Annotated in this window: 15 protein-coding genes; 10 read left to right on the top strand and 5 right to left on the bottom strand. The window is 69.6% G+C overall.

What is annotated here, in order from left to right:
- Positions 1–106 precede the first annotated feature (106 nt).
- Entirely contained in the window at positions 107–1,294 is a 1,188-nt protein-coding gene (gene nadA, locus IE096_RS24815; protein WP_506005075.1) for a quinolinate synthase NadA, read from the bottom strand.
- Between the two features lie 271 nt (positions 1,295–1,565).
- Here nadA and erpA point away from each other — a divergent pair, with 271 nt between their 5' ends.
- Positions 1,566–1,922: an iron-sulfur cluster insertion protein ErpA gene (gene erpA, locus IE096_RS24810; protein WP_121798529.1), complete on the top strand. Its 357-nt coding sequence runs from the start codon at positions 1,566–1,568 to the stop codon at positions 1,920–1,922.
- Between the two features lie 64 nt (positions 1,923–1,986).
- On the opposite strand, the gene IE096_RS24805 is transcribed toward erpA, so the two are convergent.
- Together IE096_RS24805 and IE096_RS24800 are read right to left on the bottom strand one after the other, a co-directional pair.
- The gene (locus IE096_RS24805) at positions 1,987–3,525 is read right to left on the bottom strand and encodes a hypothetical protein (RefSeq protein ID WP_189455328.1); all 1,539 of its coding nucleotides are present in this window, start codon (positions 3,523–3,525) and stop codon (positions 1,987–1,989) included.
- A gap of 131 nt (positions 3,526–3,656) precedes the next feature.
- Positions 3,657–3,884 (bottom strand): hypothetical protein, encoded by a 228-nt coding sequence (locus IE096_RS24800; protein ID WP_189455326.1) that lies wholly within the window; start codon positions 3,882–3,884, stop codon positions 3,657–3,659.
- 184 nt (positions 3,885–4,068) lie between these two features.
- Here IE096_RS24800 and IE096_RS24795 point away from each other — a divergent pair, with 184 nt between their 5' ends.
- Entirely contained in the window at positions 4,069–5,043 is a 975-nt protein-coding gene (locus tag IE096_RS24795; protein ID WP_189455324.1) for a carbohydrate kinase family protein, read from the top strand.
- A 127-nt stretch (positions 5,044–5,170) separates the two neighbouring features.
- Here IE096_RS24795 and IE096_RS24790 read toward each other — a convergent pair whose 3' ends face one another.
- Positions 5,171–6,556 (bottom strand): cysteine desulfurase/sulfurtransferase TusA family protein, encoded by a 1,386-nt coding sequence (locus IE096_RS24790; protein WP_189455322.1) that lies wholly within the window; start codon positions 6,554–6,556, stop codon positions 5,171–5,173.
- A 326-nt stretch (positions 6,557–6,882) separates the two neighbouring features.
- Here IE096_RS24790 and ctaC point away from each other — a divergent pair, with 326 nt between their 5' ends.
- From ctaC to IE096_RS24770, 4 genes are all read left to right on the top strand, one after another.
- Positions 6,883–7,854: an aa3-type cytochrome oxidase subunit II gene (ctaC, locus tag IE096_RS24785; RefSeq protein ID WP_189455320.1), complete on the top strand. Its 972-nt coding sequence runs from the start codon at positions 6,883–6,885 to the stop codon at positions 7,852–7,854.
- Entirely contained in the window at positions 7,851–9,578 is a 1,728-nt protein-coding gene (gene ctaD, locus IE096_RS24780) for an aa3-type cytochrome oxidase subunit I (RefSeq protein WP_126913791.1), read from the top strand. Before ctaC ends, ctaD begins: the two co-directional genes overlap by 4 nt.
- Positions 9,575–9,973 carry a cytochrome c oxidase subunit 4 gene (locus IE096_RS24775; RefSeq protein WP_126913790.1) on the top strand — a complete coding sequence of 133 codons (399 nt, stop codon included), beginning with the start codon at positions 9,575–9,577 and terminating at the stop codon, positions 9,971–9,973. Before ctaD ends, IE096_RS24775 begins: the two co-directional genes overlap by 4 nt.
- A gap of 136 nt (positions 9,974–10,109) precedes the next feature.
- A complete protein-coding gene (locus IE096_RS24770; protein WP_189455318.1) occupies positions 10,110–11,360 on the top strand; it encodes a L,D-transpeptidase in 1,251 nt (416 codons plus the stop codon).
- Between the two features lie 18 nt (positions 11,361–11,378).
- Here IE096_RS24770 and IE096_RS24765 read toward each other — a convergent pair whose 3' ends face one another.
- Positions 11,379–11,780, bottom strand: a complete 402-nt coding sequence (locus IE096_RS24765; protein ID WP_126913788.1) for a hypothetical protein — start codon at positions 11,778–11,780, stop codon at positions 11,379–11,381.
- 216 nt (positions 11,781–11,996) lie between these two features.
- On the opposite strand from IE096_RS24765, the gene ctaE reads away from it, so the two are divergent.
- The 4 genes from ctaE to qcrB all read left to right on the top strand — a co-directional run bounded on the left by ctaE (position 11,997) and on the right by qcrB (position 16,168).
- Positions 11,997–12,617 carry an aa3-type cytochrome oxidase subunit III gene (ctaE, locus tag IE096_RS24760; RefSeq protein WP_189455316.1) on the top strand — a complete coding sequence of 207 codons (621 nt, stop codon included), beginning with the start codon at positions 11,997–11,999 and terminating at the stop codon, positions 12,615–12,617.
- A 67-nt stretch (positions 12,618–12,684) separates the two neighbouring features.
- A complete protein-coding gene (gene qcrC, locus IE096_RS24755; RefSeq protein WP_126913786.1) occupies positions 12,685–13,494 on the top strand; it encodes a cytochrome bc1 complex diheme cytochrome c subunit in 810 nt (269 codons plus the stop codon).
- Positions 13,491–14,543, top strand: a complete 1,053-nt coding sequence (gene qcrA, locus IE096_RS24750) for a cytochrome bc1 complex Rieske iron-sulfur subunit (protein WP_189455314.1) — start codon at positions 13,491–13,493, stop codon at positions 14,541–14,543. Before qcrC ends, qcrA begins: the two co-directional genes overlap by 4 nt.
- Positions 14,540–16,168: a cytochrome bc1 complex cytochrome b subunit gene (qcrB, locus tag IE096_RS24745; RefSeq protein WP_189455312.1), complete on the top strand. Its 1,629-nt coding sequence runs from the start codon at positions 14,540–14,542 to the stop codon at positions 16,166–16,168. Before qcrA ends, qcrB begins: the two co-directional genes overlap by 4 nt.
- The last annotated feature ends 46 nt before the right edge of the window (positions 16,169–16,214 follow it).

Here is a 16,214-nt window from a genome sequence, read left to right as displayed (position 1 = left end):
AGACCACAACTGCGTCTTGAAGACCGACGTCACGCAGGTCCCGAATTCGCCAACGGCATCCCGGGAGGGTGCGGGGCCGTCGTCGTGCCGTCGGAGTCCGTGCCGGTTACGGCAGCGCGAGCATCCGCTCCAGCGCCAGCTTGGAGTAGCGCGCGACCTCGGGGTCGACCTGGATGCGGTTGACGACCTTGCCCTCGGCGAGGGACTCCAGGGCCCACACCAGGTGCGGCAGGTCGATCCGGTTCATGGTCGAGCAGAAGCAGACCGTCTTGTCGAGGAAGACGATCTCCTTGCCCTCACTGGCGAAACGGTTCGCCAGGCGGCGGACCAGGTTCAGCTCGGTGCCGATGGCCCACTTGGAGCCCGCCGGGGCGGCCTCCAGCGTGTTGATGATGTACTCCGTCGAGCCCACGTAGTCGGCGGCGGCCACGACCTCGTGCTTGCACTCGGGGTGCACCAGGACGTTGACGCCCGGGATCCGCTCGCGCACGTCGTTGACGGAGTCCAGCGAGAAGCGGCCGTGCACCGAGCAGTGCCCGCGCCACAGGATCATCTTCGCGGCGCGCAGCTCCTCGGCGGTCAGGCCGCCGTTCGGGCGGTGCGGGTTGTAGACGACGCAGTCCTCCAGCGACATGCCCATGTCGCGGACGGCGGTGTTGCGGCCCAGGTGCTGGTCGGGCAGGAAGAGGACCTTCTCGCCCTGCTCGAAGGCCCAGGTCAGGGCGCGCTGGGCGTTGGAGGAGGTGCAGATGAGGCCGCCGTGCTCGCCGGTGAAGGCCTTGATGTCGGCGGAGGAGTTCATGTACGAGACCGGGACGGTCACCTCGGCGATGCCGGCCTCCGTCAGCACGTCCCAGCACTCGGCGACCTGCTCGGCGGTGGCCATGTCGGCCATCGAGCAGCCCGCGGCCAGGTCCGGCAGGACGACCTGCTGGGCGTCGGACGTCAGGATGTCCGCGGACTCGGCCATGAAGTGGACGCCGCAGAAGACGATGTACTCGGCGTCGGGCCGGGCGGCCGCGTCGCGCGCGAGCTTGAAGGAGTCGCCGGTGACGTCCGCGAACTCGATGACCTCGTCGCGCTGGTAGTGGTGGCCGAGGACGAAGACCTTGTCCCCGAGCTTCGCCTTGGCCGCGCGGGCGCGCTCCACCAGGTCCGGGTCGGACGGCGCCGGCAGATCGCCGGGGCACTCCACGCCGCGCTCGCTCCGCGGGTCGGACTCGCGTCCGAGCAGCAGGAGGGCGAGGGGGGTGGGCTGGACATCCAAGGGCTGGGCGGTGGTCACGACACGCACCCTTTCTGTTCTGCGGACGGCTCTGCGGACGGTGCGCACGGGTCCTTCCCGCCGAACCTTGTCGTCAATATGACGTTATCTATCATAACCGCTTCACGTCACTTTGACGATGGCCATCGCGTCGATGTGACGCATTCCCGTTCGGCCGACCGGTGTGCGAGCATGAAAGGCGGACATCACAGTCCACGCCCGGAATGAATCCGGGACCTCGGCGGTTGCTGGCGAGAGCAAGCAGTCCGCACCCGTACCGAACGACCCGGGAGTGAAGCAGATGTCCGTTCAGGACGAGAAGACCACGGTGAGCGACGGCATTCTCCTGTCCGACGCCGCTGCCGCGAAGGTCAAGACCCTGCTGGAGCAGGAGGGCCGCGACGACCTCGCCCTGCGTGTCGCCGTTCAGCCGGGCGGCTGCTCCGGTCTCCGTTACCAGCTCTTCTTCGACGAGCGCTCGCTCGACGGTGACGTCGTCAAGGACTTCGACGGCGTGAAGGTCGTCACCGACCGCATGAGCGCCCCGTACCTGGGCGGCGCCTCCATCGACTTCGTCGACACCATCGAGAAGCAGGGCTTCACGATCGACAACCCCAACGCCACCGGCTCCTGCGCCTGCGGCGACTCCTTCAGCTAAGCCTGACGCGAAGGGCGGCACCCCCGGTGGGGTGCCGCCCTTCGCCGTACCCGCGCGTACCGCGCTACTTCTGCTGCTGCTCCCGCACGGTCTCGCCGGACCCCAGGTCCACGACCTTGCGGTCGTCCAGCGGCCGGTCCAGCGACACCGTCGTGTCGAAGCGCTTGAGCATCATCACGCAGTACCGGCCCGGCTCCTTCTCCGTGCCCGTGACCTTCACCGTCACCGCCGCCCCGGACTCCTCCTTCGACGCCGCGTAGTCGCTGCACACCCCGCCCCAGAAGTGGAGCACCAGCTTCCGGCCGCCGTCCGTCGCGGTGTACGACTCCACGCGCACCACCCCGGACTTCGCCGGCCCGGAGCCCGGCGTCGTGCCCGGCGAGCCCGGCGGGGGAGCGCTCTGCCGGGCGATGAACTTCGGGTCCACGGCCGGCTGGGCGATCGTGACGGTGTCGCCCTTGCCGCCGCCCGGCAGATCCGCCGTGAACAGCCACGAGGGCACCAGCGCCGGCCGCCCGCCCACGGACTGCGCGGACAGCCCCGGCACCGCGCCGCGCACGGTGACCGTCGCGGGCCCGTCCGGCTTCCCGTCCGGCTTCCCCTCGCAGGGCGCCGTCGCGTCGTCCTTGTACGGCACCGGCGTCGCGCAGCCGCCGACCGCCGGAGTACCCGGCGCCGGGACCTTGTTGAGCTCGGCCAGCGCCCGGTCCGCGCTCAGCAGCGGATAGCTCGCGCCCTTCGCCGGGACCAGCAACCGTCCGCTGCCGCCGACCAGTTGCGCGTCCGACCCGACCCGCAGGCTGGTCTGCCAGCCGTAGGTGGGCAGGGAGTCCACCACCGGGTCGGCGGTGACGGTCCGCACGGCCCCGTACGTCTTGCGGGCGTCCGTCCGCGCGCCCTCCAGCCCCAGGGCCTTGAGCACGGGCGCGGCCACGCTCTTCGCCTTGTCCTCGGACACGGGCTGCGAGGCGGCCGGGTCCGGGGGGAGGGACGGGACGCCGTCACGGAAGGACGGGCAGCCCGGGGAGTCCGTGCCCTTCTTGGGGCCGGCGCCCGGCGGGTGCTCGCAGTGCGCCCCGCCCGGCACGCCGTAGCGCGAGTACGCCCAGTCGCCCGGGCCCTTCCGGCCCACCTGGAGCGTGGGGCCCGCGGCGTCGGGGGAGCCGCCGACCGTCCAGGTGTCCTGGACCAGCCGGGGCGCGCCCGAAACCCCGAGGGCCTTGGCGAGCGCCGCCACCTGCTCGGCGGTCACCTCGCGGTCGGCCACCCGGACGGCGCCGGTCCGCGGTCCCTCGGGCAGTGCGCCCTCCGCGCGGTAGCGCACCCCGTGGGGGTCCGGCTCGCCGACCGCGATGCCCTGCGACGGGCCGCCGGAGCCGCTCGTACGGCCGTAGCCGTCCAGCGCGAGCGGTGGGGGAGTGCCTCCGGTGTCGGCCGCCCGGGGTGGGGTGCCGCCGGCACCGCCCGTCGCCGTCGCCGCCCAGTACGCGCCTCCGCCGCCCGCCAGCAGCACGGCCGCCGCCACCGACGCCACCGCCAGCGGCGAGTGCCTGCGCCGCCGGTTCTCGGGGCCGCCGCCCGGACCGCCGCCCTCGGTGCTCACCACATCGCTCCTTCGCTCCGCTCAAAGTGATGTACAGCCACCTCCCCCGGGAGGGGGACGGCGCTTGGACGGAGCGCAGGAGCGAGCGGTTCCACCGGGCGGTCGGCACCGGGCGGGCCCCGGTGGCCGGGTCAGTCGCCGTACTCGGACATTCCGTCCAGCAGCCGGGCCGAGCGGTCGGGCACCGAGACCCCGTGGATGAGCGAGATCGGCGTCCTCCCCACCCGCCGCGTCTCCCGGGAGGCGGGGGGAACGGTCCAGTCGCGTGCCATCCGTGCGCAGTCCTCGCGCAGTCCGGCCAGGGACTCCGGGTCGGGTGCGGAGACGTGCGGAGTGACGTCCTTCACAGTCTTCGGCATATCCGCACCGTACGCACGGGAGAGCCCGCGATGAAAGACCTACTATTAGGTAGATTTACGTACCGAGTGGCGGGAAGCGGACCTGGTCATCCGGCCGGAACCCGGTAGCGTGGTGTGGCTCTGCTTGATGAGAGCCGTCGTTCATGTCATCCACAGTTACCGCCCCCCAGGGAGCAGACCCGTCGTGCGTATCGCTGTCACCGGCTCCATCGCCACCGACCACCTGATGACCTTTCCCGGCCGCTTCGCCGATCAGCTCGTGGCGGACCAGCTGCACACGGTCTCCCTCTCCTTCCTCGTCGACGAGCTCGACGTCCGGCGCGGTGGCGTGGGCCCGAACATCTGCTTCGGCATGGGGCTGCTCGGTCTCAAGCCGGTCCTGGTGGGCGCCGCCGGCGCCGACTTCGCGGACTACCGCGCCTGGCTCGACCGCCACGGCGTCGACACCGCCTCCGTGCACATCTCCGAGGTCCTCCACACCGCCCGCTTCGTGTGCACCACGGACACCGACCACAACCAGATCGCGTCCTTCTACACCGGCGCGATGAGCGAGGCCCGGCAGATCGAGCTCCAGCCCGTCGCCGACCGCGTCGGCGGCCTGGACCTGGTCCTGATCGGCGCGGACGACCCCGAGGCGATGCTGCGCCACACCGAGGAGTGCCGCGCCCGCGCCATCCCCTTCGCGGCCGACCCCTCCCAGCAGCTCGCCCGCCTCGACGGCGACGACATCCGGGTGCTGATCGACGGCGCGGCGTACCTGTTCACCAACGAGTACGAGAAGGCGCTCATCGAGTCCAAGACGGGCTGGACGGGCGAGGAGATCCTGGCCAAGGTCGGCACCCGCGTCACCACGCTGGGCGCCCAGGGCGTGCGCATCGAGCGCCTCGGCGAGCCGGTGATCGAGGTCGGCCCCGCCCAGGAGGAGGCCAAGGTCGACCCGACCGGCGTGGGCGACGCCTTCCGCGCGGGCTTCCTCGCGGGCGTCACCTGGGAGCTGTCGCTGGAGCGCGCGGCCCAGCTGGGCTGCATGCTCGCGACGCTCGTCATCGAGACGCTGGGCACGCAGGAGTACGAGCTGCGGCGCGGCCACTTCATGGAGCGGTTCGCGAAGGCGTACGGCCACGAGGCGGCGGCCGAAGTCCAGGCCCACCTGGCCTGACCCTTGGTGGGGGGCTCCGCCCCCCACACCCCCCGTTTCGCCCACCCGCCCACCCGATCACCCGGAAACGTCGATGCCGGGCAATCGGGCGGGTGGGTGGGCGAATCCCGCCGCGGTAGCGGCGGCTTCAGGCGCGGCGCCGCACCCGATACGCGACCCCGCGCTCAGCGGGCCGCTCCCCGAGATACTCCTGCGAGCGCATCTCGCACCACGCGGGGATGTCGAGCCGCGCGGCCTCGTCGTCGGACAGGACGGTGACGAGCCCACCCACCGGCACGTCCCCGATGACCTTCGCCAGCTCGATCACCGGAATCGGACACCGCTTCCCGAGCGAGTCGAGGACGACCTCCTCCTCGCTCCCGGCGGAGGCGGGCGCGCCCCCCGTCGGGGCGCCCAGCCGCTCCCGTACCTCCCGGACGGCACGGGGAAGCACCCGGAGGAACTCCTCCACGTCTTCCGAGGACGCCCCTCGGGGCAGCGAAACCCGCACGTTCCCCTCCGACAGCACCCCCATCGCCCGCAGCACATGGCTCGGCTCCAGCGTGCTGGACGTGCACGAAGACCCCGACGAGACCGAGAAACCCTCCCGGTCCAGCGCGTGCAGCAACGTTTCCCCGTCCACGTAGAGGCAGGAGAACGTCACCAGGTGCGGCAGCCGCCGTACCGGGTCGCCGACGACCTCCACGTCCGGGACGAGCTCGGGCACCCGGGCGCGGATCCGGTCGACCAGTGCCCGCAGCCGTGCGGCCTCCTCCGCGGCCTCCGCGCGCACGGCCCGCAGGGAGGCCGCGGCGGCGACGGCCGCCGGGAGGTCGGGGAAGCCCGGGGCGCGGCCGGACTCCCGTTCGTCCACCGGTCCGCGCGCCGCGAACCGCACGCCCTTGCGCACGGCCAGCAGACCCACCCCCGCCGGGCCGCCCCACTTGTGGGCGCTGGCGGTCAGCAGCGACCAGCCGGGGGCCACCGGGCCCCAGCCGAGCGACTGCGCCGCGTCCACCAGCAGCGGCACCCCCGCCTCCCGGCATGCCTCGGCCACCTCGGCGACGGGCTGTTCGGTGCCCACCTCGTGGTTGGCGGACTGGAGGGCCGCGAGCGCGGTGTCCGGGCGCAGGGCCGCCGCGTAGCCGGCGGGGTCGACGCGGCCGGCGCGGTCCACGGGGACCCGGGTGACGCTGCCGCCCTCCGCCTCCAGCGCGTCGCCCGAATGGAGGACGGCGGAGTGCTCCACGGCCGACACCACCAGATGGCGGCCGGCCCGGCGGCGTCCGGCGAGCGCGCCGGCGATGCCGTCGTGCAGGGCGCGGGTACCCGAAGGAGTGAATGCGAGCTCGTCGGGCCGGCAGCCGACGGCCTCGGCCGCGGCCTCGCGCGCGGCGTCCAGCAGCAGCCGGGCGCGGCGGCCCTCGCGGTAGAGGCGGGCGGGGTCGGCCCAGCCCTCGTCGAGGGCGGCGAGCAGCGCCTGGCGGGCGACCGGGTGGAGGGGGGCGGCGGAAGCGGCGTCGAAGTAGGGCACACATGAACGCTAACTCCGGGCGGGGGCAGGCCGCGGAGGCGTCCCCGCCCGCCCGTCGCGGAGGTCGTTCCCGAAGCCGCTCGCAGGGCTGTGGGCTGCGCGGACGCCCACTCCTGACGGTCCTCCAGATGGCCTCCGGAGCCCTTGATTCCACCCCTTCGGGGACCGGATCGGCGCGTTGGGCACCCTCCCCGCGCGACCCCAAATAGCGTCCAGTAGGGTTTGGTCCGCATAAACATCCAAACCCCTGCCCGCAGCGGGCCGGCGACCGACCAGCGAGACGGCCGCAGCCGGCCGCACGGGCGAGACTCTCGGGAAGGCGCTACGTGAGTCCCAACGGCTCCGACCGCTCGTCGCGGCGCCCGGTGCGGCGGAAGCTGCTGCAGGCGCTGGCCGCGGGCGCTGTCCTGGCGACCGCCACCGGTTGCACATCGAAGGACTTCCCCCGCCTCGGCATGCCAACGCCCGTCACGGAAGAGGCACCGCGGATCCTCTCCCTCTGGCAGGGCTCCTGGGCCGCGGCTCTCGCGGTCGGTGTCCTGGTGTGGGGCCTGATTATCTGGAGCGTCATCTTCCACCGGCGCAGCCGCTCGAAGGTGGAGATTCCCACGCAGACCCGGTACAACATGCCCATCGAGGCGCTGTACACCGTGGTCCCCATCATCATCGTGTCGGTGCTCTTCTACTTCACCGCGCGTGATGAGAACAAGCTGCTGACCAACCCTGACAAGCCGCAGCACGTCGTCAACGTGGTCGGCTTCCAGTGGAGCTGGGCGTTCAACTACATCGAGAACGTCGACGGCAACACGGCCACCCCGGCGCAGCCGCTCCGTGAGAACAAGGAGCTCAACGCCATTCCCGACCGGTTCCTGAAGAAGGCGCCGCAGGGAGCGGAGGGTGTCTACGAGGTCGGCGTCCCCGGCGACCGCAACCCGCAGACCGGCAACCCGGGTCCGACCCTGTGGCTGCCCAAGGGTGAGACGGTCGAGTTCGTCCTCACTTCGCGGGACGTCATCCACTCCTTCTGGGTGGTGCCGTTCCTGATGAAGCAGGACGTCATTCCGGGCCACACCAACAGCTTCACGGTGACCCCCAACAAGGAGGGCACCTTCCTGGGCAAGTGCGCCGAGCTCTGCGGCCAGGACCACTCCCGGATGCTCTTCAACGTCAAGGTCGTCTCTCCCGAGCGGTACAAGGCGCACCTGAAGGAGCTGGCGGCCAAGGGCCAGACCGGTTACCAGCCGGCGGGCATCGCGCAGACGGATCACGCGAAGAACGCGGAGACCAAGAACAAGTGAGCATCCTCAACGAACCCCAGGGTGCCGCCGCCGCAACAGCCACGGCAGCACCGCCCGTACGCCAGAAGCAGCCCGGCAGTCAGGTGATCAAGTGGCTCACCACCACTGACCACAAGACCATCGGCACGATGTATCTGGTCACGTCGTTCGCGTTCTTCTGCATCGGCGGCCTGATGGCGCTCCTCATGCGCGCCGAGCTGGCCCGTCCGGGCACGCAGATCATGTCGAACGAGCAGTTCAACCAGGCGTTCACGATGCACGGCACGATCATGCTGCTGATGTTCGCGACGCCGCTGTTCGCCGGATTCGCGAACTGGATCATGCCGCTGCAGATCGGCGCGCCCGACGTGGCGTTCCCGCGGCTGAACATGTTCGCCTACTGGCTGTACCTGTTCGGCTCGCTGATCGCGGTGGCCGGCTTCCTCACCCCGCAGGGTGCGGCCGACTTCGGCTGGTTCGCCTACTCCCCGCTGTCGGACGCGGTCCGTTCGCCGGGTGTCGGCGCCGACATGTGGATCATGGGTCTGGCCTTCTCGGGCTTCGGCACGATCCTCGGTTCGGTCAACTTCATCACCACGATCATCTGCATGCGCGCGCCCGGCATGACGATGTTCCGCATGCCGATCTTCACCTGGAACGTGCTGCTGACCGGTGTGCTGGTCCTGCTCGCCTTCCCGGTGCTGGCCGCCGCGCTGTTCGCCCTGGAGGCGGACCGTAAATTCGGGGCCCAGGTATTCAGTGCGGAAAACGGTGGAGCACTGCTCTGGCAGCACCTCTTCTGGTTCTTCGGACACCCCGAGGTGTACATCATCGCGCTGCCGTTCTTCGGCATCATTTCCGAGGTCATTCCGGTGTTCTCCCGGAAGCCGATGTTCGGTTACTGGGGCCTGATCGCGGCGACGATTTCCATCGCCGGTCTTTCCGTGACCGTGTGGGCGCACCACATGTATGTCACCGGTGGCGTGCTTCTGCCGTTCTTCTCCTTCATGACGTTCCTCATCGCGGTTCCGACCGGTGTGAAGTTCTTCAACTGGATCGGCACCATGTGGAAGGGCTCGCTGTCCTTCGAGACCCCGATGCTGTGGGCCGTCGGCTTCCTGATCACCTTCACCTTCGGTGGTCTGACCGGTGTCATCCTGGCCTCGCCGCCGATGGACTTCCACGTCTCGGACTCGTACTTCGTCGTCGCGCACTTCCACTACGTCATCTTCGGCACCGTGGTCTTCGCGATGTTCTCCGGCTTCCACTTCTGGTGGCCGAAGTTCACCGGCAAGATGCTGGACGAGCGCCTGGGCAAGATCACCTTCTGGACGCTGTTCGTGGGCTTCCACGGCACGTTCCTGGTGCAGCACTGGCTGGGTGCCGAGGGCATGCCGCGTCGTTACGCGGACTACCTCGCCTCCGACGGCTTCACCACGCTGAACACCATCTCGACCATCAGCTCCTTCCTGCTGGGCCTGTCGATCCTGCCGTTCTTCTACAACGTTTGGAAGACCGCCAAGTACGGCAAGAAGGTCGAGGTCGACGACCCGTGGGGCTACGGCCGCTCGCTGGAGTGGGCGACCTCCTGCCCGCCGCCGCGGCACAACTTCCTCACGCTGCCGCGCATCCGCTCCGAATCGCCGGCGTTCGACCTCCACCACCCGGAGATCGCGGCCCTGGAGCTCGAAGAGAACCTCGCGGGCGAGAAGGCCCTCGCGGGTGGCAAGGAGGCCGGCAAGTGAAGATCCAGGGCAAGATGTTCATCTGGCTCTCCGTCTTCATCCTCGCCATGGCGATCGTCTATGGCGTGTGGTCGAAGGAGACGGTCGGCACGACCGCGCTCTTCATGTCCTTCGGCCTGTGCATCATGGTCGGCTACTACCTGGCGTTCACCGCGCGCCGGGTGGACGCGGGTGCCCAGGACAACAAGGAGGCGGACGTCGCCGACGACGCCGGCGAGTTGGGCTTCTTCGCCCCGCACAGCTGGCAGCCGCTCTCCCTGGCGGTCGGTGGCGCCCTCGCCTTCATGAGCATCTGCTTCGGCTGGTGGCTCATGTACTTCTCGGCCCCGATCATCCTGATCGGCCTCTTCGGCTGGGTGTTCGAGTTCTACCGCGGCGAGAACCAGAACCAGTAGGTTCCGCGCACCACACGACGGGCCCCGCGCACCTCACGGTGCGCGGGGCCCGTCGCGTCGTTCACCCGTGTGCGGCGTTCACCCGTGTGCACTCGCACCGGAAGCCGCGCGCGTCGATCCTTCCTACGGTGTGACCATGAGTCAGTCACCCCGACACGGCACGGTGCCCTTCTGGACCCTGCTGCTGTCCTCCGTGGCCCTGGTGGTGGTCACCGCGTGCGGCGGCTCGTCGAACCCGCTGGCCGACGAGCCCTACGACGCCACGGACGTCGGCCTGGCCGGCGGCGCCGGGGACGGCCAGAAGGCGGATCCCGGCAGGCCCGTCGAGGTGACCGCCGAGGGCGGCGACCGCATCACGGACGTGACGGTCACGGACGCCTCCGGCCGGCGCGTCAAGGGCGACCTGGACGCCGACGGCTCCCGCTGGCGCAGCACCGGCGCCCTGTCCGCCGGGGTGCGCTACACCGTGCGCGTCAGCACGGAGGACGAGGACGGCGCCCAGGGCCGCCGGACGATGGATTTCGAGACCAGCCGGGCCAACCGGGTACTCCGGGTCGCGTTCGGCCCGCAGAGCGGCACCTACGGCGTCGGACAGCCCATCACCGCCGAGCTCAGCGAGCCCGTCCAGGACCCGGCCGCCCGCGCCGTCGTCGAACGCACCCTCAAGGTGGAGTCCGAACCCGCCGTCCAGGGCTCCTGGTACTGGGTGGACAACAAGACCCTCCACTACCGCCCGCAGGAGTACTGGCCCGCCCACGCCACCATCGACGTGCGCGCCACCCTGGAGGGCATCAAGGTCGGCAGCGGCCTCTACGGCGGCCCCGTCAAGGGCGTACGGATCACCACCGGCGACCGGGTGGAGGCCGTCACCGACGCCAGCGCCCACTACATGTCGGTCCTCAAGAACGGCCAGGAGGTCCGCTCCATCCCCGTGACCACCGGCAAGCCCGGCTATGCCACCCGCAACGGGGTCAAGGTCGTCCTGGGCCAGGAAGCCTTCGTACGGATGCGCGGCACCAGCATCGGCATCTCCGAGGGCAGTTCGGACGCCTACGACCTGCCCGTCTACTGGGCCACCCGGGTCACGTGGAGCGGCGAATACGTCCACGCCGCCCCCTGGTCCGAGGGCTCGCAGGGGGCGGACAACGTCAGCCACGGCTGCACGGGCATGAGCACCGCCAACGCCAAGTGGTTCTTCGACAACGTGCGCGTCGGCGACATCGTCAAGGTCGTGGGCAGCGCCGGGGCCACCATGACGCCCTTCGACAACGGCTTCGGCGACTGGAACATGCCCTGGAAGCAGTGGCGCGAGGGCAGCGCCCTGACCGCGGGGAAACGCGAGGGCACCGGTCCGGCCGACACGGCCCGGCTGCGCCCCCGCCTCTAGCCCGCGCGCCCGCGCCCGTCAGGCGTCCACCGACTGCCGCTGCCTCAGCAGCCCCGCCAGCGCCCCCGCGAGGGCCACCGGGTCCACCGGATGGGTGACAGCCGCGTCGGCCCTGCTCCAGGTGGCCAGCCAGGCGTCCTGCGGACGGCCGATGAGCAGCAGCACGGGCGGGCAGCGGAACACCTCGTCCTTCAGCTGCCTGCACACCCCCATGCCGCCCGCGGGCGCCGTCTCGCCGTCCAGGACGCACACGTCCACCCGGTGCTCCTTGAGGGTCCGCAGGACCGCCGGCAGGGTCGCGCACTCCAGATAGCGCACCTCCGGCACGTCGGCGGCCGGCCGCCGGCCCGCGGCCAGCCGCACCTGCTCCCGCTTGCTCGCGTCGTCGCTGTAGACCAGCACCGTGGCGGTCGTCCGCATCGTTCCTCCATGCTCGTGGGCAGGCAGGGCTGTTGTGCGCGGATGCTACTCCGCGAAGACCGCCCGGCAGGAGGGGCCGACGGCCCCCGCGAGGCGCCCGAAGTGCCGCTTCCTCCCTTTGGGGGACCGCCCCAATGGGCCATACGAGCTGGCCATACGGTCTTGACACACCGAACGGCACCCCCCGGGGTGAGCGCGAGATAAGCGACCGACATAATGTCGGTCGTGGCGACAGCAACAGCAACAGATACCGGGCACGCGCACCCGTCGGTCAATCGACCGAACCTCACCAGCGTCGGAACCATCATCTGGCTGAGTTCCGAGCTGATGTTCTTCGCGGCCCTCTTCGCGATGTACTTCACCCTGCGATCGGTGACCGGCCCCGACCACTGGAAGGAAATGGCGTCCGCGCTGAACCTTCCGTTCTCGGCCACCAACACCACGATCCTGGTGCTCTCCTCCCTCACCTGCCAGCTCGGCGTCTTCGCCGCCGAGCGCGGTGACGTGAAGAAGCTGCGCCTGTGGTTCGTGATCACCTTCGTGATGGGTGCCATCTTCATCGGCGGCCAGGTCTACGAGTACACCGCCCTGGTCAAGGAAGAGGGCCTCTCCCTCTCCTCGGACCCGTACGGTTCGGTCTTCTACCTGACGACCGGCTTCCACGGCCTGCACGTGACGGGCGGTCTCATCGCCTTCCTGCTGGTCCTGGGCAGGACGTACGCGGCCAAGAGGTTCACCCACCACCAGGCGACGGCGGCCATCGTCGTGTCCTACTACTGGCACTTCGTCGACGTGGTGTGGATCGGCCTCTTCGCCACGATCTACTTGATCAAGTAATCGGTCCCGTCCCGCACCGGACCAACAGTCCAGATCGACGCAGAAGATCCTGACACCGGGGTAATCCGTGAAAAAGCTCTCCGCACGACGACGCCATCCGCTGGCGGCGGTCGTCGTCCTACTCTTCGCGCTGGCGGTAACTGGGGGGCTGTACGCCGCGTTCGCGCCGGCCGACACGGCCAAGGCCGATGACAGCGCCCAGTCCCTCGCCATCGAGGAGGGCAAGAAGCTCTACTCCGTGGGCTGCGCAAGCTGCCACGGCACCGGCGGTCAGGGCACCACCGACGGGCCGAGCCTGGTCGGCGTGGGCGCCGCCGCCGTCGACTTCCAGGTCGCCACCGGCCGTATGCCGCTCCAGCAGCAGGGCGCCCAGGCGCCCCGCAAGAAGGCGATCTACTCCCAGGCCGAGATCGACCAGCTGGCCGCGTACATCGCCTCCCTCGGCGCGGGCCCCGCCCAGCCGACCAAGAGCCAGTACAGCCCGGAGGGCGCCGACATCGCGAAGGGCGGCGAGCTCTTCCGCACGAACTGCGCCCAGTGCCACAACTTCACCGGCAAGGGCGGCGCGCTCTCCAACGGCAAGTACGCCCCGTCGCTCGAGGGCGTCAACCCGAAGCACATCTACGAGGCCATGCAGACGGGCCCGCAGAACATGCCTTCCTTCCCCGACACCACCATGTCGGAGAAGAACAAGAAGGACATCATCGCGTACCTCGACACGGTCAACAGCGACAAGACCAAGAGCCCGGGCGGTCTCGAGCTGGGCGGGCTCGGCCCGGTCAGCGAGGGTCTGTTCGCGTGGATCTTCGGTCTCGGTGCCCTGATCGCCGTCGCCATCTGGGTCGCGGCCCACACCGCTAAGGCCAAGAAGTCATGAGTAGCCAAGACATTCCTGAAGAGACCCTGCCCGCCGCGCACGGCGACGCGCACGGTGCCGTAGCCACCGCCGACGACCCGTTCGCCGACCCGGGGCTGCCGCCGCACGAGCACCGCAAGCAGGACATCGACGAGCGGGCCGCCCAGCGCTCCGAGCGCGTGGTCGCGTTCCTGTTCACGCTGTCCATGCTGGCGACGGTCGGTTTCATCGCCGCCTATGTGTCCCTCCCGGTCGACAAGAGCATCTACGTCTTCCCGATCGGTCACATCAGCGCCCTGAACTTCGCGCTGGGCCTGACCCTCGGCGTGGCGCTGTTCTGCATCGGCGCGGGCGCGGTCCACTGGGCCCGCACCCTGATGTCCGACGTCGAGCACGCCGACGAGCGGCACCCGATCGAGGCCTCCCCGGAGGTCAAGGCCAAGGTGCTGGCCGACTTCAAGGCGGGCGCCGAGGAGTCGACCTTCGGCCGCCGCAAGCTGCTGCGCAACACCATGTTCGGCGCGCTGGCCCTGGTGCCGCTCTCCGGCGTGATGCTGCTCCGCGACCTCGGTCCGCTGCCCGGCACCAAGCTGCGCAAGACCGCCTGGTCCGAGGGCAAGATGCTCATCAACCAGAACACGCTGCAGCCGCTGCGCCCGGAGGACGTCCAGGTCGGCTCCCTCACCTTCGCCATGCCCGAGGGCATGTCCGAGGAGGACCACGACTTCCAGAAGGAGATCGCCAAGGCCGCCCTGATGATCGTCCGGCTCCGCCCGGAGAACATCAAGGACAAGAAGTCCCTGGACTGGTCCGCCGACGGCATCGTCGCGTACTCCAAGATCTGCACCCACGTCGGCTGCCCGATCAGCCTCTACGAGCAGCAGACGCACCACGTGCTGTGCCCGTGCCACCAGTCGACCTTCGACCTCTCCGACGGCGGTCGAGTGATCTTCGGCCCGGCCGGCCACGCCCTTCCGCAGCTGCGGATCAAGGTCAACGACAAGGGCTACCTTGAGGCCATGGGCGACTTCTCCGAGCCCGTCGGTCCTGCGTACTGGGAGCGCGGATGAGTACTGCCACCACTGACAACCGCCGCAAGGCACCCGCGGGCGAGCGGGTCGCCGACTGGGCCGACGGCCGACTGGGCATCTACAGCCTGGCCAAGGTCAACATGCGGAAGATCTTCCCGGACCACTGGTCCTTCATGCTGGGTGAGGTCTGCCTCTACAGCTTCATGATCATCATCCTCACGGGTGTGTATCTGACGCTGTTCTTCCACCCCAGCATGAACGAGGTCGTCTACCACGGCTCGTACGTCCCCATGCAGGGCATGCGGATGTCCGAGGCGTTCAAGTCGACCATGGACATCAGCTTCGACGTCCGCGGTGGTCTGCTCATCCGGCAGATCCACCACTGGGCGGCGCTCATCTTCGTCGCGGCCATGCTCGTGCACATGATGCGCGTCTTCTTCACCGGCGCGTTCCGCAAGCCGCGTGAGGTCAACTGGGTCTTCGGCTTCCTGCTGCTGGTCCTCGGCATGTTCACCGGTTTCACCGGTTACTCGCTGCCGGACGACCTGCTCTCGGGCACCGGTGTCCGGTTCATGGAGGGTGCGATCCTCTCCATCCCGATCGTCGGCACCTACGTCTCGATGTTCCTGTTCGGGGGCGAGTTCCCCGGCTCGGACTTCGTGCCGCGGTTCTTCTCGATCCACGTCCTGCTGCTGCCGGGCGTCATGCTCGGCCTGCTGGTGGCGCACCTGATCCTGGTCTTCTACCACAAGCACACCCAGTTCCCCGGCCCCGGCCGGACGAACAACAACGTGGTCGGCATGCCGCTGCTGCCGGTCTACATGGCCAAGGCCGGAGGCTTCTTCTTCCTGGTCTTCGGTGTGATCGCGGCCATCGCCGGCCTCGCGTCGATCAACCCGATCTGGGCCATGGGCCCGTACCGCCCGGACCAGGTGTCCACCGGCGCCCAGCCCGACTGGTACATGGGCTTCTCCGAGGGCCTCATCCGTGTGATGCCGGGCTGGGAGATCAACCTGTGGGGCCACACGCTCGTCCTGGGCGTGTTCATCCCGCTGATGATCTTCCCGCTGGTGCTGGCCGCCATCGCCGTCTACCCGTTCATCGAGTCCTGGGTCACCGGCGACAAGCGTGAGCACCACCTGCTGGACCGCCCGCGCAACGCCCCGACGCGCACCGCGTTCGGTGTCGCCTGGCTGACCTGGTACCTGGTGCTGCTGGTCGGTGGTGGAAACGACCTGTGGGCCACCCACTTCCACCTGTCGATCAACGCCATCACCTGGTTCGTCCGGATCGGCTTCTTCGTCGGCCCGGTCCTCGCCTTCATCGCCACGCGCCGGATCTGCATGGGTCTCCAGCGCCGCGACAAGGAGAAGGTGCTGCACGGCCGTGAGTCGGGCATCATCAAGCGCCTGCCGCACGGTGAGTTCGTCGAGATCCACGAGCCGATCTCGCAGGAGCAGATGCACACCCTCACGGCCCACGAGCAGCCCAAGCCGCTCGAGCTGGAGCCGGAGGTCGACGAGAACGGCGTGGCCCGCAAGATCGGCGCCGGCCAGAAGCTCCGCGTGAAGCTCTCGAAGGGCTTCTACGGCGAGGGGACCCACATCCCCAAGGCCACCGCGGAGGAGTACCGGGAGATCACGAGCGGCCACGGCCACCACTGATCCCCACAGCTGATCACTGATCGCCACGGCAAGAGCCCCGTCCAGT

The sequence above is a fragment of the Streptomyces abikoensis genome (assembly GCF_014648775.1).
GTDB lineage: Bacteria > Actinomycetota > Actinomycetes > Streptomycetales > Streptomycetaceae > Streptomyces > Streptomyces abikoensis.
This window is presented reverse-complemented; position numbering and strand designations above follow the sequence as displayed.